Here is a 19,454-nt window from a genome sequence, read left to right as displayed (position 1 = left end):
GGGATATCCGGGTGATGATCGGACCAGCGTCCCGGTAGGCTCGACAACCGTGATTGACCTGCGTCTGCTCCGGGAAGACCCCGAACTGATCCGCGCCAGCCAGCGACTGCGCGGCGAGTCCACCGACCTGGTGGACGCGCTGCTGAGCGCCGACGAGGAGCGCCGGGCCGCCACCCAGCGGTTCGAGTCGGTCCGGGCGGAGCAGAAGTCCATCGGCAAGCAGGTCGCGAAAGCCTCCGGGGACGAACGGGCCGCTCTGCTCACCCGTACCAAGGACCTGGCTCTTGAAGTGAAAGCGGCGGAAGCCGCGGCAGGCGAGGCCGAGCAGGCACTGCGTCGCGCGCACCTGGCCGTGCCGAACGTGGTCGAGGAGGGCGCGCCGGCCGGCGGCGAGGACGACTTCGTGGTGCTCCGCGAGGTCGGCACGATCCCCGAGATCGCGAACCCGAAAGATCACTTGGAGATCGGCGAGGCGCTGCGCGCGATCGACACCGAGCGCGGCGCGAAGGTGTCCGGCTCGCGGTTCTACTTCCTGACCGGTGTCGGCGCGCTGCTGCAGCTCGGCATGCTGCAGCTCGCCATCCAGCAGGCGGTCGAGCACGGGTTCACCCCGTCGATCACGCCGACCCTGGTCCGGCCGGAGTCGATGGAGGGCACCGGGTTCCTCGGCTCGCACGCCAGCGAGATCTACCGGCTCGAAGCCGACGACCTCTACCTGGTCGGCACGTCGGAGGTGGCTCTCGCCGCCTACCACACCAACGAGATCATCGACCTCAGCAACGGTCCGGAGCGGTTCGCCGGCTGGTCGACGTGTTACCGGCGGGAGGCCGGCTCGCACGGCAAGGACGTGCGCGGCATCCTCCGGGTGCACCAGTTCGACAAGGTCGAGATGTTCTCGTTCTGCCGGCCGGAGGACGCCCTCGCCGAGCACCAGCGCCTGCTGGCGATGGAGGAGGAGATGCTCGCCAAGGTCGAGATCCCCTACCGGGTGATCGATGTGGCGGCCGGTGACCTGGGCACCAGCGCGGCCCGGAAATACGACTGCGAGGCGTGGGTGCCGTCGCAGGGCCGGTACCGCGAAGTCACCTCGACGTCGAACTGCACCACGTTCCAGGCGCGCCGGCTCAACGTCCGGTACCGCGACGAGAACGGCAAGCCGCAGATCGCGGCGACGCTGAACGGGACGCTCGCGACCACCCGGTGGCTGATTCCGATCCTGGAGAACCACCAGCAGCCGGACGGCTCGGTGCGGGTGCCGAAGGCGCTGCAGCCGTTCCTCGGCAAGGAAGTCCTCGAACCTTTTTAGATCACCGCAACCGTCCGGCTACCAATTGTCATGGCAGCTGGTAGCCGGACCGGTGTAGCGTTCTCCTTCCGCCCTCCGCGGGGGTTCACCAACCCACGGAGGCTTCGATGCTCAAGCCTGGGCTCCCCAAACTCATCGCCACGGACCTCGACGGCACCCTCGTCCGCAGCGACGACACGGTTTCCGCGTTCACCCATGACGTTCTCGACCGGGTGCGCGCGGCCGGCATCCGGATCGTCGCGGCGACCGGCCGGGGCCCCCGGCTCACCTCACTCGTCCGCAACGACATCCGGGTCGCCGACTACCTCGTGCTGGCGCAGGGCGGCTGGGTGCTCGACCAGGCCGAATCCCGTTACCTGCGGCAGGCGCGGCTGCCCGGCGAGGCGCTCGGACGGGCACTCGCCGCGCTGGAGTCGGCGATCGGCAGCCCGCTCTCGGTGATGTTCGAGGCGCTGGAGCACGACGAGTCGCCGCTCTGGGGCGACTACGACCCGACCTGGCGTTATCCGGTGACGGTCGAGACGCGTACCCGGGCGGAATGTCTCTCCGGCGACGTGATCAAGGCGTTCGCCCGCTCCTTCCAGCACGACGTCGACGACCTGCTCGCGGTCGCCCGGCGGGTCGTGCCACCGGACCTCGCGACAGTGACCCAGGCCGGCCTCAACTACGTGGAGATCTGCCCGGCCGGCGTGGACAAGGGCACCGGCCTCGCGGTCGTCGCCGAGACCGTCGGCGTGGACCCGGCGGACGTGCTGGTCTTCGGTGACATGCCGAACGACCTGCCGATGTTCGCCTGGGCCGGCTGGGGCCGGGTGGCCGTCGCGAACGCCCACCCGGAGCTGCTCGCCCGGGCCGACGCGGTGACGCTCACCAATGATCAGGACGGCGTGGCGGTGTTCTTGGACGAGCTATTGTCGAGGTGATGTCACGTTTCCGGCTCGTCGCGACCGATATCGACGGCACTCTGATCAACAGCGAGCGCAAGCTCTCCCCCCGCACCCGGGACGTCCTGGCCCGGATCCCGGTCCCCGTGGTCCTGGTGACCGGGCGTCCGCTGCGGTGGCTCGACCAGCTCTACGATCAGTTGCCCCACCCGATGCCGGCGGTCTGCGCGAACGGCGCGGTCATCTACGACCCGGACACCGACGAGGTGCTGCGCGCCGACTCGATGCCGGTCGAGGTCCTGCTCGACGTGACGAAACGCCTGCGTGACGCGGTGCCGGACGTCTCCCTCGCGGTCGAGGTGGAGGACGGACGCGGATTCCTCCACGAGGAGACCTGGACGGTCCGCTGGGAGACCGACCACCGCGTCCGGGTGATCAGCTCGCCCGAGGAGCTGACCTCCCTCCCCGCCGTCAAACTGCTGGCCCGCTCCGCGACCGCCGACCCGGACGACTTCCTGGAACTGGTCAGCCGCACCCTGGGCGGCGTCGCCGAGGCCACCCGCTCCTCCTCGTCGGCCCTGGTCGAGATCTCCGCGGCCGGCGTCACGAAAGCCGCCGGCCTGGCCTGGCTCTGCGAACGCGACGGCATCACCGCCGACCAGGTCCTGGCCTTCGGCGACATGCCCAACGACATCCCGATGCTGACCTGGGCCGGCCACGCGGTCGCCATGGGCAACGCCCACCCCGCCCTCCAGGCGACAGCCGACGCGATCTGCGCGTCCAACGACGACGACGGCGTGGCGCGCTATCTGGGCGAGACCTTCAACCTCTGACCGGGTACGCACACCGACTCCCCCGCCGGGCCCCATCCGTCCCGCCTCCGGCGGCGACTGACGCCCCTTCCGCCGGCGCGCTCCGCCGCCGGCCCCGGCGCCCCCGCACCCACCAGGCCGCCCGCAGCGCTGCCCCCCGTGGCCGGCGCGTCGCACACGCAGCCCGCCATGTCGCGCCCCGCTCGCCGCCGGGCTCCGCTTGCCGCCGCGCCCCGGTGGCCGCCGCGCCCCGCTTGCCGCCGCGCCCCGCTCGCCGCCGCGCCCCGGTGGCCGCAGATCTTGGCAAGCAACGCCCAGGGGCAGTCGCAACTCGCCAAGATTGCGGCGGGCCGGGGGGCGGCGGGCCTGCGGCGGGCCGGGGGGCGGCAGGCCGGGGGCGGCAGGCCGGGGGCGCGGCGGCCGGGCGCGTCATTAGCCGCTCGTGGTGGGCGGTTCGGGTGCGGTTGTGGGGGCGTCGGGCGTACCCCTAAAGGTATTGCCCGGTTCGGCCATGGACGTCGCCGGAGCCTGCGCCGGGTGTGGGGCGGCCGGGGATCATGGCGCCGGCGGGGAGGGCCGGGCGTCCGGGGGCGCCGCCGCGCATCTGTTCGAGCTGGAGGCGGGCGGCCATCTGCTGGGCGACGAGGGCCGCCTGGATGCCGTGGAAAAGGCCCTCGAGCCAGCCGACCAGCTGGGCCTGCGCGATGCGAAGCTCGGCCTCGCTCGGAGGGGTCTCGCCCTCGAACGGCAGGGAGAGGCGTTCCAGTTCCTCGCGCAGTTCGGGAGCGAGGCCGTCCTCCAGCTCCTTGATCGACCGCTGGTGGATCTCCCGCAGGCGGCCGCGGCTCGCCTCGTCGAGCGGGGCCGCGCGCACCTCTTCGAGCAGCTGCTTGATCATGCTGCCGATGCGCATGACCTTCGCGGGCTGCTCGATCAGGTTGCCCGGCTCCTCCGGCGTGAGCGAGCCGTCCTCAGCGAACGTGCCGATCGGGCGGCCGTCCGGGCCCACGACGATGACGGAGCCGTCTTCGGAGTGCTCAGTGGTGCGGGTGTCGTCGGTCATGGGTTCTATCTTTGCGCACCCCATCACGTGCCGCTCAGGCCCGTAGTTCGGCCACCGCACACTTGACACTTCCGCCGCCGCGCTTGAGTTCGGAGAGGTCGACGTGCACGGGGTCGTATCCGGCGGCGCGCACCTTGCGGGCCATGCCGGTCGCCTCCGTGTTGAGGATCACGTGCCGGCCGTCGCTGACCAGGTTCAGCCCGAACGCCTCGGCGTCCTCCCGGTCGGCGAGCAGCGCGTCCGGGAAGAGCTGGGCGAGCACCCGCTGCGAGGCCGGCGAGAACGCGCCGGGGTAGTACGTGACGTGCCGGTCGTCGAGGGCCGCGAGGGCGGTGTCCAGGTGGTAGAAGGCCGGGTCGACCAGGTTCAGCGAGATCACCGGGCGGCCGAGCACCTCCTGGGCCTCGGCGTGCGCGGCCGGGTCGGTGCGGAAGCCGTAGCCGGCGAGGACCAGGCCACCGTAGGCGCCGGGCAGGTACGCGAAGTCGCCCTCACCCTCGTTGACCTGCTGCGGAGCGACGAATCGCCAGGAGAACGACGACGCGTAGAACGCCTGATGCGCGGCGGCCTCGGCGGCGCGCTGCGGATATTTGAACCGTGCGCCGTAGACCGTCCCGTCGACGGAGAACGCGCCGTTCGCGGAGTAGACCATGTCCGGCAGCCCGGGCCGCGCGTCGAGGACGTGCACCTGGTGGCCGAGCCCGGTCAGCGTGGTGCGCAGCGCCTCCCACTGATGGAGCGCCCGGCCGGCGTCGACCGCGACCTCGATGTCCATCCACGGGTTGATGGCGTACTCAACCGTGAAATGCTCAGGGGGACACATCAAATATGTCCTGTTTCGCGGCAATCGTTCGACGTGGCTCATGAATCTAAAGGGTAGGTAGGCTGGGTTGCAGCAAACAGCTAGAAATCTTGCTCCTCGGAGGCGATTCGTTGCAGATGGACGCCATTGACCAGCGAATCATTGCGTTGCTGGTGGCCGACGCTCGCGCCTCCTACGCCGAGATCGGCGCCAAGGTCTCCCTCTCCGCGCCGGCGGTGAAACGGCGGGTCGATCGGCTGCGGACCAGCGGGGTCATCAAGGGATTCACCGCCGTCATCGAGCCGGCCGCGGTCGGCTGGACCACCGAGGCGTTCGTCGAGCTGTTCTGCACCGGCCGGACCACACCGGCCCAGATCACCGTGGCGACCCGGCGGCACCCCGAGGTCGTCGGGGCGTACACGGTTTCCGGGCAGGCGGACGCGCTCGTGCACCTGCGGGCCGCCGACATCGGGCATCTGGAGCAGGCGCTGGAGAGGCTGCGCGCGGAGCCGTTCGTGACGTCCACGCGCAGCATGGTGGTGCTGTCGCGGCTCGTGGAGACGCCGACGACGGTGGCACCGGCATAACGGCTTACAGATACATCCCGGGCCGGTGCTCGTCGGCCGGGCGGTCCTTCGCCGGGACCGGCTTGTCGCCCTCGACGAAGAAGCGCTTGCCGCCGAACTCGCCGTGCAGCCGGTCGTCCAGCTCGTCGGCGAGACCCGTCATCACCTGCACGGCCAGCATGAGGTGGATGGCCTGGAAGTTGCGGCCGAAGACCGGGATCGACGCCCACACGGTGTCCTGCGCGCAGTAGAGACGCCCGATCGGCATCCGGTTCGTCAGCTCGGAGAGCTTCACGTAGAGCTGCTCGGTCGGTTCCACCTCGGTCAGGATCGGGGAGAAGACGTCGACCAGGGGCGGGTTGTCGCGGACCCGGACGAAGACCATCGCCGAGCCGGCCCGGATGCCGATGTCCCCGTCCGCGTCGACCTGCAGCTGGTCGACAGTGGTCTTCGACATCGTCGCGACGACCGTGCGGACCCGCTCCTCCAGCGGCACCACGTCGGCGTCGACGGTAGCGAGCGCGGCCTCCAGGGCGTCGTCGTCCTCCAGGTCGTCGAGGTCGACCGTGCCGCCGGCGGCCGGCTCGTGGCGGGCCGTGCCGAGCGGCGTGGACTCGATCGGCTCGTCCTCCTCGTCGTGGACCAGATAGACGAGGAACGCGGGGTGCGGGGCGCCGTAGACGTCACGCAGCGTCCGGGAGACCGCGGTGGCGACCTCGCGCGCCTGGTCCGGCGCGCCACGCAGGCCGAACGAGTCGCCCGAGCCGGGCAGCACACCGGGCGGGGACCAGCCGAGCGCGACCATGTCGGCGACCGCGGCACGGTCCATCCGGTACTCCGGGGGCAGCTCGGCGTTGCCGACCGCCAGCGCCTCGACGAAGCCGTCCGGCGTCACGCGCATGCTCACCGAGTAGATCGCGGTGCCGGTGCCGGACGCGGTCGGGTCGAGCGTGATGTCGACATGCGCACCCGGCTGGAGGGTGGGCAGCAGAGTAGCCAGCGCTGCGGCGAACTCCCGCCACGCCTCGGTGACCTTCGCCCGCAGATCGGCGGTGGTCGGCTCGTCGAGCAGGATGCTGTCGTCCGGCGTCATCCCGTCACCCTATCGAGCGCGAAGTCCCGGTGAACGCCCTCTACCGCCCTCAGCTTTGATCTTTGCGATCGCCCCAGCTCAGCGCCAGGGCGCTGATCTTGGCGGCGGCTCCCGCCGGGTCCGCGCCACGGCCGACGGCAAGACCCATCAGGTACGCCGTGACGGGCGCGCCGGGCCGCAGCACGTTGTGCGCCACGTCCCGGGCCACGTCGAGCAGCTCGCCGGTCGGGATCTCCTCCGGCCGCACCCCGAGCTCGGCGCCGACCGCGGCGAGCCAGTCGTCCATCTCCCTCATCGTCACCGTGCCCATTCCTCGGCGGTGCGCAGGTCGTCGTCGGTGTCGCAGTCGAACCACGGCGGCGGGCCGGGACGACGCCACGACACCTCCGCCACACGCACCTTCTCCAGCAGCGCCCGCACCGGCGCGCCGTCCAGACCGCCGCGCTCCTCGGCAAGCCGGTCCAGCGCGGCACGCAGCGCCTTCGTCCGCCAGACCCCGCACAGCACCTGCAGGTGGCCCTCGGCGTCGCGGTAGACAGCGCCCTCCATCGGGGCCGACTCCATGGTGAGCCGCAGGACGTCGATCGCCTCGCCGGTCAGGAACGGCAGGTCTGCCGCGAGCAGGGCGGTGAACGCGACCGAGTCGGGCACCAGCGCCAGACCGGCCGCCGCGGCCGCGACCGGACCGCCACCGGGCGGCTCCTCGCGCGTCACATGCACCGAGACGGGCAGGTCAGCGGGCACCCGGCCGACCACCACCCGGGGGTCGGCGTCGTGCACGGCGGCCAGGACACGGGTCAGCATCGACTGGCCGGCAACGGGCAACGTCGGCTTGTCCGCACCACCCATCCGCCGCGCCGCACCACCGGCCAGGACCACCGCCGCAAATCCCCCCACGTGAGTACCGTATCCCGACCGCGTGCCGGGCGTGACCGCGCGCTCAGTTCAAGCCCGTACGCTTCCTACATGGGGAGGAACGTGACGCGGCGTACGGTGGTGAGCGTTGACCTGGGCGCCGTTCCCTCCACCCGGCAGAAACGCGACGAGCTCGCCGCCGAGGAGCCGCTGGAGATCAGGCTGCGGAAGCAACCGCTCGCTGTGACGATGCGCACTCCCGGCCACGACATCGATCTCGCGATGGGCTTCCTCCTCAGCGAAGGCGTGATCGGCGAGGCGGACGACGTGCTGACCGCGCAGCTCTGCGCCGGCACCGACACCCCGAACACGTACAACGTGGTGGACGTGGTGCTCGGCCCGCACGTGCCGCCGCCGGTCACCGACCCGAGCCGGAACTTCTACACCACCAGCTCCTGCGGGGTCTGCGGCAAGGCCAGCATCGACGCGGTACGAACCCGGTCGCGCTTCGACGTGGCGGGCGACGCGGTGCGGATCCCGGCGCGGGTTCTCGCCGGGCTGCCGGAGAAGCTGCGGGCGGCGCAGCGGGCCTTCGACCGTACCGGTGGGCTGCACGCCGCGGGGCTGTTCACGGCCACCGGCGACCTGCTGGTGCTCCGGGAGGACGTGGGCCGGCACAACGCTGTCGACAAGGTGATCGGCTGGGCGTTGCGGGAGGGCCGGCTGCCCCTGGCCGGGCATGTGCTGATGGTGTCCGGGCGGGCCAGCTTCGAGCTGACCCAGAAGGCGTGGATGGCCGGTCTGCCGCTGCTCGCGGCGGTGTCGGCGCCGAGCACGCTCGCGGTGGAGCTGGCCGGCGAGGCCGGGATGACGCTCGTCGGGTTCCTCCGCGAACCGCGGATGAACATCTATGCGGGCGAGCAGCGCGTCACGTTCTGACCATGTGACATTCCCGCATCCGTAAGATCCGCACCGCATTCATATTCATCCATGCTGGCGAGTCTGCGGGCATGCCTTTATCGCGCCGTACCCTGCTGCTGACCTCCGCCGCCGGTGCCACCGCCGCGACCACTGTCTGGCCGCTCGCCGCGACCGCGGCGCCCTATCGAGGCCCGCTGCGCACCAACCCGTTCACCCTCGGGGTGGCCTCCGGCGATCCGGACCCCGACGGATTCGTGCTCTGGACCCGGCTCGCGCCCGACCCGCTCGCCGAGGACGGGCTCGGCGGCATGCCGTACCGCAACGTCATCGTCACCTGGGAACTCGCCGCCGACGAGCGGTTCCGCAAGATCGTCCGCCGGGGCGTCGCGGTGGCTCGCCCGGACCACGCGCACAGCGTCCACGTCGAACTGGACGGCCTGTCCCCGGGCCGGGAGTTCTTCTACCGTTTCCACGCCGAGCGGCACACCTCGCCGGTCGGGCGCACCCGGACCGCGCCGCATCGCTCGGCACAGGTCGCGGCGCTCGCGATGTCGTTCGTCTCCTGCTCCCAGTACGAGCACGGGTACTTCACCGCGTACCGCAGGCTGGCCGAGGACGAGCCGGAGCTGATCCTGCACCTCGGCGACTACCAATATGAATATAAAGCCGGAGATTATGTGATTCCGGGCGGCAATCCGCGCGACCACGAGGGTCCGGAGACCGTCACGCTGGCCAACTATCGCCAGCGGCACGCGCAGTACAAGACCGACCCGGACCTGCAGGCCGCGCACGCCGTCGCGCCCTGGGCCGTCGTCTGGGACGACCACGAGGCCGAGAACAACTGGGCCGACGAGGTGCCCGAAAAGCCCGACCCCAACTTCCTGGTACGCCGGGCGGCCGCGTTCCAGGCGTACTACGAGAACATGCCGCTGCGCCGCACCTCGATCCCCCGTGGCATCGACATGCAGCTGTACCGGCGGCTGCACTGGGGCCGTCTCGCCACGTTCCACATGCTCGACACCCGCCAGTACCGCGACGACCAGGGCTGTGGCGACGGGTACAAGGACTGCCCGGCCGCGGTCGACCCGGCTCGCAGCATCACCGGCGCCGAGCAGGAGAAGTGGCTGCTCGACGGCTTCCGCCGGTCCACCGCCCGCTGGGACCTGCTCGGCCAGCAGGTCTTCTTCGGGCAGCGGGACAACAACTCGGGTCCGGCGAAGGTGCTCAGCATGGACTCCTGGGACGGATACCAGGCGTCCCGGGACCGGATCACCCGTGGCTGGGTCGACGCGGGCGTCCGCAACCCCGTCGTGCTCACCGGCGACGTGCACGCGCACTGGGCCGACGAGCTGAAGCTGAACTACGACGACCCGACATCCAGGACGGTCGGCGCCGAGCTGGTCTGCTCCTCGATCACCTCGGGCGGCGACGGCGCCGACGTGGCCGGCGGCAACCATCCCTGGGCGGCCTGGAACCCGCACCTGCGGTTCTACAACAACCAGCGTGGTTACGTGCGGACCACGATCACCCGGGACTCGCTGACCGCGGACTTCGTGACGCTGCCGTACGTGACGCGGGCGGGCGCGCCGGCGCACACCCGGGCCACGTTCGTCGTCGAGGACCGGGTTCCCGGCCTGCACCTGGTCGCGGACAACCCGACGCCTGCCGCGTCGGCGCTGCGGTCCACCGGCGACGACCTCGGCGCCGAGACCGTCCGGCAGGAGACCGAACGTCCCTGACGGCTCGCTGCCGGGCCGCCGGCGTCGGCGGGCCGGGCCGGTTCCTCACCGGGCCGGCCGGCGCCGGCGGGCCCGGCCGGGCGGGAAGTTCGCGCCGACCATGTGCGGTGACAGGCCGAACCCGAGGATCTGGTGCAGCAGCCCGGCCAGCTGGTGCTGCGGCTCGACCGCCAGGGCCCGGTCCACCGCCACCCGGGCGAGGGCGCCCCGGCCGGCCCGCCAGGCGGTGAAACCGAGCAGGCAGGCCGGCGCCGGGACGTACACCGGCTCGACCCGTCGCAGCACGTCGGTCCAGAGCCGGATCCGCCAGTCCTGCGGCCCGACCCGGTCCAGCGCGTAGTCCTCCACGGAACGGTCCGCCAGCAGCACGCCCAGCCAGGCCGTCTCATCGAGGCCGATGGCGTGCCCGGACCGGTACCGGGTCTCCGCCCGGCGCACCGCGATCTGGCCGGCGTGCCGGATCCGGCGCGAATACCGCCGGGCACCCGGATCATCGGTGAGCAGGCCGGCGAAACGTTTCCTGGCGTGCTCGGTGGCGTCTCCCATCGCTGCCCGCTCCGGACCCTCCACCGAGGCGACCTGTGCGGTCAGGTCGCGCCGGCTGGGCAGCGCCACCTCACCGCGGAACGTCGCCTCCGCCGCTATCACGCTGTCCGGCGGAAGGCAGGGGGTGCCCTCGTCGGGACAGCAGTCCAGATCGCTGCAGAAGTAGGACCACCAGCGCCGGTCGGTCACTCGGAGCACGTCGTTGACCCGTACCCCCAGAAGGCGCAACGCCTCCGCCAAGCGCAACACCGCGGGGGTGACCCGGGCCGGCGGCCCGAAGCCGACCAGGACCACCGACGGCGACGCCTGGCGCGCCACCGTCGCGGCGACCGCTCGCGCGGCGACATGGGGATCGTCGTCCGGCGGTGGCAGCTCGTAGCAGGCGCCGAAGTCGACGTTCGGGCCGGAGAGACCGACCACGGCCACGCTGTTCGCCGGGTGATAGCCCAGCAGGAACGGCAGGACCGCGACGAGTTCGGACGGGGACCGGACGATGACGGGACAGTCGGTAGTCATGCCGGCAGCGTCGCCGCGCGCGAACAGCGGCCGCGTGCCGATCATCGCCTTGTGGACGAGTTGTCCACAGGGCGGCGGTGGGGCTAGCTGCGGAACGGCAACTCGTGCAACTCGAGGCCTTCCTGCTGCCACGCGTGCTCGTGCCGGTTGAGGTCCATGGTCAGCTCGATCGAGGAGACCACGTCGTAGCCGGCGGCGTGCAGGCTGCGGATCGCGTCGACGTTGCGCGATTCGGGGGAGATGGTCAGCGACGTCATGTTCCGGCTTTTCGCCTCGGCGGCCACGTGCTGCAGCAGCAGGCGGCCCACGCCCTTGTGCCGGTGCGTGATCGTGACGACCACCGGGTCCACCTCACCGGCCCGGCCGCGCATGATCAGCCCGACCATCCCGATCACCCCGTCGTCGGCGTGGTCGGCCACCCAGAGCCCGGAGAGGTCCAGCCGTGTCAGGTACTCCTCGAAGCCCGCTCCGTTGTCGTCGGCGTGTTCCCCATACATCTCGTTGTGCTGCCGGGTGAGCTCCGCCCACAGGTTCCGGCCCGCGGAGTGATCGCTCGGGCGATAAGAACGCACAGCGACAGGGGTCATGACGTCATCATGCCTTCGAATTGGGATGTTCGTCACCAGAAGCGCAAGATAAGCGGGTGGACCTGGCGTACCTGCGCGCGCACCCGCAGCACCTCCCGACATTTCTGACGCACCAGCGGATCCGGGAGACACCTGTCGCCGCCGGGGTGTGCACGGCCCGCCGGCTGACACTCGAGGACGGGACGTCGCTGTTCGCGAAGAGCTGGCCCACCGATCCGGCGCCGGCCGGCCTGTTCGCCGCGGAGGCCGCCGCACTGCGCTGGTTACGATCGGCCGGCGCGGTGCCCGTACCGGAAGTGATCGTCGCCCTGCCGGACCTGCTCGCGCTCGAATGGATCACGCCCGGCTCGCCGACCCGCGCGTCCGCCGGCGCGTTCGGCCGGTCGCTGGCCCGGTTGCATCGCGCCGGTGCCGACTCCTTCGGCGCCGCCTGGCCGGGATGGATCGGTCCGCTGCCGCTCGACAACACCGTCGCCGCCGGGCCGTGGAGCTCCTGGTTCGCGTCCCGCCGCCTGCTTCCCTACCTGCGGCTTTCCGCTGATCGCGGCGCACTCTCCGGAGATGACGTCACGGCCGTCGAGCGCGTTCTCTCCACCATTGACGGGTACGGGGGACAGGAGCGTCCCGCCCGCATCCACGGCGATCTGTGGCCCGGCAACCTGCTGTGGGGCGCCGACGGACGGGGCTGGCTGGTCGATCCCGCCGCGCACGGAGGCCACCGGGAGACCGACCTCGCCACGCTCGCGCTCTTCGGCGGAGTCCCGTACCTCGACGTGATCCTCGGCGCCTATCAGGAGGAGTGGCCGCTCGCCGACGGGTGGCAGGCTCGGGTGCCGCTGCATCAGCTTCATCTGCTGCTGGTGCACACCGCCGCGTTCGGAGGCGGATATCGGTCGGCGGTGCGGGCGGCCGCCGACGCGGTGCTGCGGTCTTGATCTCTCTCGGGCCGCTCCCTGCTCGGGTCGCTCCCACCTCGGGTTGCTCATTACAGCGATTTGCGTAACGGCAATGCGGCCGCGGAACGGCTAGATTCGATTCGTGAGCCTCTTCGAGAGATCAGCCGAGCGGTGGCGTCCGTGACAGTGCTCGCCGACCGGTTCGGCCGCATCGCGACTGACCTGCGCGTCTCCCTCACCGACCGGTGCAACCTGCGGTGCACGTACTGCATGCCCGAAGAGGGCCTGGCCTGGATGCCGCAGCCCGACCAGCTCACCGACGACGAGGTGAGCCGGCTGGTCCGGATCGCCGTCGAGCAGCTCGGCGTCACCGAGGTCCGCTTCACCGGCGGCGAGCCGCTGATCCGGCGCGGGCTGGTCGGCATCGTCGCCGCGGCGGCGAAACTCACGCCCCGGCCCCAGCTCTCCGTGACGACGAACGGCATCGGCCTCGACCGCACCGCCGTCGCGCTGAAAGGGGCAGGCCTCGATCGGGTGAACGTCTCTCTCGACACCCTGGACCCGGCTCGCTTCCACACCCTGACCCGCCGCGACCGGCATGCCGACGTGCTGGCCGGGCTCCGCGCCGCGGTCGACGCCGGCCTGACGCCCGTGAAGATCAATACGGTGCTGATGCGCGGTGTCAACGACGACGAGGCTCCGGCGCTGCTGCGGTTCGCGCTGGACCATGGGTACCAATTGCGCTTCATCGAGCAGATGCCGCTGGACGCTCAGCACCAGTGGGACCGGCACGAGATGGTCACCGCCGAGGAGATCCTCGCCGCGCTCCAGCCGTTCGGCCTGCGTCCCGACGATGTTTCACGTGGAACGGCGCCGGCCGAGACGTGGCTCGTCCCCGGCTATGTCGACGCGGCCGGCCAGCCCGCCCGGGTCGGCGTGATCGCCAGCGTGACCCGGCCGTTCTGCGGCGACTGCGACCGGACCCGGCTGACCGCCGACGGCCAGGTCCGCAACTGCCTCTTCGCCACCGACGAGAGCGATCTGCGCAGGCTGCTCCGCGGCGGGGCGAGCGACGCGGAGATCGTCACGGCGTGGCAGGTGGCGATGCGGGGCAAGCGCGCCGGCCACGGCATCGACGACCCGGCCTTCCTCCAGCCCGCACGTCCCATGTCCGCGATCGGAGGCTGACCAGTGCTGACCGTGCGTTACTTCGCCGGCGCCCGAGCCGCGGCGGGTGGCATCTCGTCGGAGGCTGTCGAAGCCGGAACGCTGGAGGAACTGACCCAGTCCCTGGCGAATCGACACGGTGAGCGGCTCGCGATCGTGATGAAGGCGGCGAGCTTCCTGGTCGACGGCTTGACGTGTCATGACCGGGCCGCGGCCCTCCCGGCGGACGCCACGATCGACGTCCTGCCCCCGTTCGCCGGCGGCTGAGCAAGGCGACGGCCAGGGCAGAGGCCGGCGGCGGGGCGGCCGCAGCGAGGCAGTGACCGGCAACGAGGCGCCAGCCGGCGGCCCGGCCGCGAGGCGCCACCGGCGGGGCGTGGGGTTTCACGTTTCTGCGGGATGGGGAACTGCGCACGCGGGACCGGATCGGGTGTGCTCGCTGCCCGTGACGGCGCGCTACGCGTGAGTGGTTGCGGTGGGCTGGGAGGCTGGCCGGGTGGAACGGATGTTGAGCCGGGGCGAAGCCTCGGACGCGGTCGGCAAGCATGGGTGGCGGTTCCTGCTGGGGACGCTGCGCACTTCGGTACGGGTCGATTCGCTCAGCGACGCCACGGCCCTCGCCACCCGGGCCGTCGAGGCGTGCGGCGCCGATGCCGACGAGCACCTGCGGATCGACATCCGGCCGGACCGCGTCGAGTTCGTGCTGCAGACCCGGAAGTCCGCCGCCGTGACGACCCTGGACGTCGAGCTCGCCCACCGGATCACGGCCGGCGCCGAGGACCGCACGATCCCGGCCGTCGACGCCGAGGACCGATCGGTGCAGGAGCTTGAGCTCGCGATCGACGCGATGGACATCGCCGCGATCCGGCCGTTCTGGAAGGCGGTGCTCGGCTACACCGACGAGGCCGGCCGCACCGGACCGGCCGACCCGCTCGTGGACCCGATCGGGCAGGGCCCGGCGATCTGGTTCCAGCAGATGACCGAGCCGCGCCAGCAGCGGAACCGGATCCACCTCGACCTCTGCGTCCCGCACGACGAGGCGTCCGCCCGGATCGCCGAAGCCCTGGTCGCCGGTGGCCGGCTGCTGTCCGACCGGCGGGCGCCGTCGTTCTGGATCCTCGCCGACGCCGAGGGCAACGAGATCTGCATGACCACCTGGCAGGGCCGCGACTGAGCGGGGCGGCCGGCCCCCACTGAGAGGGACGTCACTCGGGCCGCACCACGAGTCAGGGACACTGGTTCCGGCAAGCTATGCGGGCACGGCCGGCCCGGCCGCGGGGGAGGGTTCTCAGTTGCTGTTCGTCGCGGTGATCCTGCTGGTCATCGGTTTGATCCACCTGTACCTGTGGAAGCGCCTGGTGCACGACACGCTGCGACAGGGCTGGGGGCGCCGGGTCGGGACGGCGATCGTCGTCGTGCTGGGCGTTCTGGTGCCGGTCACGCTGATCGGGGTGCGTAACGGGTACGTCCAGTGGCTGTCCTGGCCCGGCTACCTGTGGGTCGCGCTGATGTTCTACCTGCTGGTCACGCTGGCGGTGCTGGAGGTTCCGCGGCTGATAGCGATGCGCCTGTTCGCGGGGAAGAAGGAGACCCCCGCAGAGACGCAGGAAGAGCAGGCACCGGAAGAGCAGGAAAAGGAAGCCGAACCCCCCGCGATCGATCGGCGGCTGGTGCTGGCACGCGGCGCCGCCATCTTCGCGGGCCTCACGGCCGCGAGCATCACCGGGTACGGGGTCCGAACCGCAACCGGAGCTCCCCGGATCGACCGCTTCACGATGCCGATGCCGAAGCTGCCCCGCGCGATGGACGGCACCCGGATCGCTGTCGTCTCGGACATTCACATCGGCCCGCTGACCGGTGTGGATCACGCGCGGCGCATCACCCGAGTGATCAACTCGGTGAACGCGGATCTGGTCTGCGTCGTCGGCGACCTGGTCGACGGCACGGTGGCGAAGCTGGGCCGGTTCGCCGCCCCGCTCGCGGAGATCGAGTCGCGCCGGGGCACGTTCTTCGTGACCGGCAACCACGAGTACTACTCGGGATACGCGGAGTGGATCGACGAGGTGGCCGAGCTCGGCATGCGCCCGCTTCGCAACGATCGGGTGGAGATCGCCGGCCTCGACCTCGCCGGGGTGAACGATCTGGCCGGCGCGGAGCACGGTGACGCTCCGGATTTTGCCCGCGCCCTCGGCGACCGGGACACCACCCGTCCCGTCGTGCTGATGGCGCACCAGCCGGTGGCCGCGAAGGACGCCGCGCCGTTCGGCGTGGACCTGCAGATCTCCGGGCACACCCACGGCGGGCAGATGGCGCCGTTCAACCTGCTCGTCCGGCTGGAGCAGCCGGTAGTCTCCGGCTTCGGGAACGTGGACGGCGTGCCGGTCTACGTGACGAACGGCGCCGGTTACTGGGGTCCGCCGGTCCGGGTCGGCGCTCCTCCGCAAGTCACCGTCATCGAACTACGGGTACAGAACTAATCAAGATCGGTAAGTGTGTTTGAGCGTGGCGATTCGTGGCGGCACCGACGGCCGTGACAGGATGCGGGACGTGGAGAGCACCGCGGGAACGTATGTCGCGGACCTTCACATTCACTCGCGATACTCGCGGGCCTGCAGCCGTGACCTGACCCTGCCGAACCTGGCGTGGTGGGCCCGGCGCAAGGGGATCGCCCTGCTCGGCACCGGCGACTTCACCCATCCGGCCTGGTTCGAGCATCTGAAGGAGAGCCTGAAACCGGCCGAGCCGGGCCTGTTCCGCCTGGCTGAGGCCGACGAGCAGGCGGTGACCAAGCGGCTGCCCGGATCGCTGAGCGGCACCGCTCCGGCCCGCTTCATGCTGAGCGTCGAGATCTCCACGATCTACAAGCGCGACGACCGGACCCGCAAGGTCCACCACCTTCTGTACGCGCCCGACTTCGCCTCCGTCGAAAAGATCAACACAGCGCTGGCCCGGATCGGCAACCTGACCGCTGACGGCCGCCCGATCCTCGGCCTGGACTCCCGCGACCTGCTGGAGATCACCCTGGAGTCCGGCGGCTACCTGATCCCGGCGCACATCTGGACACCCTGGTTCTCGGCGCTCGGCTCCAAGTCCGGCTTCGACGCGATCGCCGACTGCTACGCCGACCTGGCCGACCACGTCACCGCGGTGGAGACCGGCCTCTCCTCGGACCCGGAGATGAACTGGCGGGTCTCCAGCCTCGACCGCTACCGCCTCGTGTCGAACTCCGACGCGCACTCGCCGGCCGCGCTGGCCCGGGAGGCGACGCTCTTCTCCGGTACGCCCGACTACTTCGCGGTGAAGGACGGGATCGGCCTGGCCGGCACGATCGAGTTCTTCCCGGAGGAGGGCAAGTACCACGCCGACGGGCACCGCGCCTGCGGCGTGAACTGGGAGCCGTCGCGGACCCGCGAGGCCGCCGGCCGCTGCCCGGAGTGCGGCCGCCCGCTGACCATCGGCGTGCAGAGCCGGGTCGAGGACCTGGCGGACCGCCCGGTGGGCTTCCGCAAGGAGCAACATGTCGAGCACCTGATCCAGCTGCACGAGATCCTCGGTGAGATCCACGGCGTCGGCCCGAAGTCGAAGACCGTCGAGGCCCAGCTGAACCACCTGGTCGCGACGCTCGGCCCGGAGCTGGACATCCTGCGCCACGTGCCGGTCGACGAGATCGGCAAGGCCGGCGGCGAGGAGCTGCGCGAGGCGATCACCCGGCTGCGGCGCGGCGACGTGCGGCGGATCCCCGGCTACGACGGCGAGTACGGCGTGATCACCCTGTTCGAGCCCGGCGAGCTGCGCAATCGCACCAGCGCTCCGCAGGTGGAGACGCTCTTCGACATGCTGCCGACGTCGGCGCCGAACCCGCCGAAGACGAAGGCCGCGGCGGAGAAGCCGAAATCCAAGGCCGCGAAGAAGGCCACGGAGAAGCCCGCGCCGCCCCCGCTCGCGCCGCCGCCCAGCCCGCACGAGCCGTTCGAGCCGATGCTGGCCGGCATGGAGGAGGTCGGCACCGGCCTGCTGGACCGCCTCGACGCGATGCAGCGCGTGGCCGCGTCCGCGCCCGGCGGCCCGCTGCTGATCGTGGCCGGACCGGGCACCGGCAAGACCCGCACGCTGACGCACCGGATCGCGTACCTCTGTGCCGAGCTGGGCGTCTTCCCGGAGCGGTGCCTGGCCATCACGTTCACCCGGCGCGCCGCCGCCGAGCTGAAGGAACGCCTGGACGCGCTGCTCGGTGACGTGGCCGAGGACATCACTGTCGGCACGTTCCACTCGCTCGGCCTCACCGTGCTGAAGGAGAACGCCAAGGCGGCCGGGCTCGGCCCCAACTGGCGGATCGCCGACGAGCACGAGCAGGCGCAGGCCCGTGAGCAGGCCGGCACGGACGACGCCGGGTACCGCAAGCTGCTCCGCCAGCAGGACCTCGTCGATCTGGACGACCTGATCAGCCTGCCGGTGACGCTGCTGCGCGAGGACGCCGCGCTCGTCGAGAAATATCGCCGGCGCTGGCAGTGGATCTTCGTGGACGAGTACCAGGACGTCGACGAGCTGCAGTACGAGCTGCTGCGCCTGCTCAGCCCGCCGGACGGGAACCTGTGCGCGATCGGCGACCCGGACCAGGCGATCTACTCGTTCCGCGGCGCCGACGTGCGGTACTTCCTGCGCTTCAACACCGACTTCGTGGACGCCCGGCTGGTCCGGCTGACCCGCAACTACCGGTCGTCGGCGCCGATCCTGGCCGCCGCGGTGCAGGCCATCGCGCCGTCCACGCTGGTCAGCGGCCGCCGGCTGGACCCGGCCCGGCTCGACCCGGAAGCCCCGCTGGTCGGCCGGTACCCGGCGCGCAGCGTCTCGGACGAGGCCGACTTCGTGGTGCGGACCATCGACGAGCTGGTCGGTGGCCTCTCCCACCGATCGCTGGACTCGGGCCGGGTGGACTCCCGCGCCGCGGTGGCCGGGACGCTGTCGTTCTCGGACATCGCCGTGCTCTACCGCACTGACGCGCAGTCCGGCCCGATCCTCGACGCGCTGTCCCGCGCCGGCGTGCCGGTCCAGAAGCGCTCGCACAACCGGCTGCGCGACCGGCCGGGCGTCCAGGTGATCGCCCGCGAGCTGCGGCACGCGGACGGCTCGGGCGGACCGCTGGCGGCGCGGGTCAAGCTCGCCGCGCAGGCGCTCGCCCAGCGGTACGCGACACCGACGCTCGACGGCGACCAGCTGGCTCCCGAGGACGTGTGGTCGGCGGCCGACCTGCTCGTGCCGCTGGCCCAGCGCGTCGGCGACGACCTGCCCCAGTTCTTGCAACAGCTGGAGACCGGCGCCGAGGTGGACGCGCTGGACCCGCGCGCCGAGGCGGTCAACCTGCTCACCCTGCACGCCGCGAAGGGCCTGGAGTTCCCGGTGGTCTTCCTTGTCGGCTGCGAGGACGGGCTGCTGCCGCTGCGCTGGCCCGGCTCGACGCCGACCGACGACGACATCGCCGAGGAGCGGCGGCTCTTCTTCGTCGGCCTCACCCGGGCGCAGGACCGGCTCTACGTGAGCTACTCGGCGAAACGGTCCCGGCACGGCAGCGAGCGGGAACAGTCGCCCACGCCGTTCCTCGACGTGATCGACTCGGGCCTGTTCGAGCGGCTGGGCGAGGCGGCCCCGGCGAAGCCGAAGGACCGGCAGCTGAGACTGCTGTAACCCCGATCCGGCGCGGCCG

The 19,454-nt window shown here is 71.4% G+C and carries 19 protein-coding genes; 12 read left to right on the top strand and 7 right to left on the bottom strand.

Annotated elements, in window-relative coordinates; genetic code table 11:
• Window positions 1–49: 49 nt before the first annotated feature.
• The 3 genes from serS to AB0F72_RS03235 all read left to right on the top strand — a co-directional run bounded on the left by serS (window position 50) and on the right by AB0F72_RS03235 (window position 3,023).
• Window positions 50–1,306 carry a serine--tRNA ligase gene (gene serS / locus AB0F72_RS03245; protein ID WP_360424305.1) on the top strand — a complete coding sequence of 419 codons (1,257 nt, stop codon included), beginning with the start codon at window positions 50–52 and terminating at the stop codon, window positions 1,304–1,306.
• Between the two features lie 107 nt (window positions 1,307–1,413).
• Window positions 1,414–2,229: an HAD family hydrolase gene (locus AB0F72_RS03240; RefSeq protein ID WP_360424302.1), complete on the top strand. Its 816-nt coding sequence runs from the start codon at window positions 1,414–1,416 to the stop codon at window positions 2,227–2,229.
• On the top strand, window positions 2,229–3,023 hold the full coding sequence (locus tag AB0F72_RS03235) for an HAD family hydrolase (RefSeq protein ID WP_360424299.1): 795 nt from the start codon (window positions 2,229–2,231) through the stop codon (window positions 3,021–3,023). The genes AB0F72_RS03240 and AB0F72_RS03235 overlap by 1 nt, the downstream gene beginning before the upstream one ends.
• 466 nt (window positions 3,024–3,489) lie before the next feature.
• Here AB0F72_RS03235 and AB0F72_RS03230 read toward each other — a convergent pair whose 3' ends face one another.
• Together AB0F72_RS03230 and ddaH are read right to left on the bottom strand one after the other, a co-directional pair.
• Window positions 3,490–4,065 carry a bacterial proteasome activator family protein gene (locus tag AB0F72_RS03230; RefSeq protein ID WP_360424296.1) on the bottom strand — a complete coding sequence of 192 codons (576 nt, stop codon included), beginning with the start codon at window positions 4,063–4,065 and terminating at the stop codon, window positions 3,490–3,492.
• A 34-nt stretch (window positions 4,066–4,099) separates the two neighbouring features.
• A complete protein-coding gene (gene ddaH, locus AB0F72_RS03225) occupies window positions 4,100–4,930 on the bottom strand; it encodes a dimethylargininase (RefSeq protein ID WP_360424293.1) in 831 nt (276 codons plus the stop codon).
• A 68-nt stretch (window positions 4,931–4,998) separates the two neighbouring features.
• Here ddaH and AB0F72_RS03220 point away from each other — a divergent pair, with 68 nt between their 5' ends.
• Window positions 4,999–5,454 (top strand): Lrp/AsnC family transcriptional regulator, encoded by a 456-nt coding sequence (locus AB0F72_RS03220; RefSeq protein ID WP_360424290.1) that lies wholly within the window; start codon window positions 4,999–5,001, stop codon window positions 5,452–5,454.
• 4 nt (window positions 5,455–5,458) lie between these two features.
• Here the strand turns inward: AB0F72_RS03220 and AB0F72_RS03215 are convergent, their stop codons facing one another.
• From AB0F72_RS03215 to AB0F72_RS03205, 3 genes are read right to left on the bottom strand one after another with little or no spacing between them, the layout of a single operon-like run.
• A complete protein-coding gene (locus tag AB0F72_RS03215; RefSeq protein ID WP_360424287.1) occupies window positions 5,459–6,526 on the bottom strand; it encodes a hypothetical protein in 1,068 nt (355 codons plus the stop codon).
• Between the two features lie 49 nt (window positions 6,527–6,575).
• The gene (locus AB0F72_RS03210; protein WP_360425050.1) at window positions 6,576–6,821 is read right to left on the bottom strand and encodes a DUF6457 domain-containing protein; all 246 of its coding nucleotides are present in this window, start codon (window positions 6,819–6,821) and stop codon (window positions 6,576–6,578) included.
• A 2-nt stretch (window positions 6,822–6,823) separates the two neighbouring features.
• Window positions 6,824–7,423, bottom strand: coding sequence for an NTP transferase domain-containing protein (locus AB0F72_RS03205; protein ID WP_360424284.1), 600 nt, complete (start codon window positions 7,421–7,423; stop codon window positions 6,824–6,826).
• 69 nt (window positions 7,424–7,492) lie between these two features.
• On the opposite strand from AB0F72_RS03205, the gene fdhD reads away from it, so the two are divergent.
• Window positions 7,493–8,320, top strand: coding sequence for a formate dehydrogenase accessory sulfurtransferase FdhD (gene fdhD, locus AB0F72_RS03200; protein ID WP_360424281.1), 828 nt, complete (start codon window positions 7,493–7,495; stop codon window positions 8,318–8,320).
• 71 nt (window positions 8,321–8,391) lie between these two features.
• A complete protein-coding gene (locus AB0F72_RS03195; RefSeq protein WP_360424278.1) occupies window positions 8,392–10,041 on the top strand; it encodes an alkaline phosphatase D family protein in 1,650 nt (549 codons plus the stop codon).
• Between the two features lie 45 nt (window positions 10,042–10,086).
• Here the strand turns inward: AB0F72_RS03195 and AB0F72_RS03190 are convergent, their stop codons facing one another.
• Window positions 10,087–11,103 (bottom strand): DUF4192 domain-containing protein, encoded by a 1,017-nt coding sequence (locus tag AB0F72_RS03190; RefSeq protein WP_360424275.1) that lies wholly within the window; start codon window positions 11,101–11,103, stop codon window positions 10,087–10,089.
• Between the two features lie 83 nt (window positions 11,104–11,186).
• A complete protein-coding gene (locus AB0F72_RS03185) occupies window positions 11,187–11,690 on the bottom strand; it encodes a GNAT family N-acetyltransferase (protein WP_360424272.1) in 504 nt (167 codons plus the stop codon).
• 56 nt (window positions 11,691–11,746) lie between these two features.
• Between AB0F72_RS03185 and AB0F72_RS03180 the strand changes: the two genes are divergently transcribed.
• The 6 genes from AB0F72_RS03180 (at window position 11,747) to AB0F72_RS03155 (ending at window position 19,435) form a co-directional block, all read left to right on the top strand.
• Entirely contained in the window at window positions 11,747–12,625 is an 879-nt protein-coding gene (locus AB0F72_RS03180; protein WP_360424269.1) for a fructosamine kinase family protein, read from the top strand.
• A 132-nt stretch (window positions 12,626–12,757) separates the two neighbouring features.
• On the top strand, window positions 12,758–13,774 hold the full coding sequence (gene moaA, locus AB0F72_RS03175) for a GTP 3',8-cyclase MoaA (RefSeq protein ID WP_360424266.1): 1,017 nt from the start codon (window positions 12,758–12,760) through the stop codon (window positions 13,772–13,774).
• A gap of 3 nt (window positions 13,775–13,777) precedes the next feature.
• Complete coding sequence (locus AB0F72_RS03170) at window positions 13,778–14,020, top strand: MoaD/ThiS family protein (protein WP_360424263.1); 243 nt, start codon at window positions 13,778–13,780, stop codon at window positions 14,018–14,020.
• A 238-nt stretch (window positions 14,021–14,258) separates the two neighbouring features.
• Window positions 14,259–14,927 carry a VOC family protein gene (locus AB0F72_RS03165; protein ID WP_360425047.1) on the top strand — a complete coding sequence of 223 codons (669 nt, stop codon included), beginning with the start codon at window positions 14,259–14,261 and terminating at the stop codon, window positions 14,925–14,927.
• Between the two features lie 118 nt (window positions 14,928–15,045).
• Window positions 15,046–16,230 carry a metallophosphoesterase gene (locus tag AB0F72_RS03160; RefSeq protein ID WP_360424260.1) on the top strand — a complete coding sequence of 395 codons (1,185 nt, stop codon included), beginning with the start codon at window positions 15,046–15,048 and terminating at the stop codon, window positions 16,228–16,230.
• Between the two features lie 61 nt (window positions 16,231–16,291).
• Window positions 16,292–19,435 (top strand): UvrD-helicase domain-containing protein, encoded by a 3,144-nt coding sequence (locus tag AB0F72_RS03155; RefSeq protein ID WP_360425045.1) that lies wholly within the window; start codon window positions 16,292–16,294, stop codon window positions 19,433–19,435.
• Window positions 19,436–19,454: the final 19 nt, after the last annotated feature.

The organism is Actinoplanes sp. NPDC023936 (assembly GCF_040639325.1).
Taxonomy (GTDB): Bacteria; Actinomycetota; Actinomycetes; order Mycobacteriales; family Micromonosporaceae; genus Actinoplanes.
The sequence above is the reverse complement of the archived record's forward strand: the minus strand, read 5'-3'. Positions and strand labels throughout refer to the sequence as shown.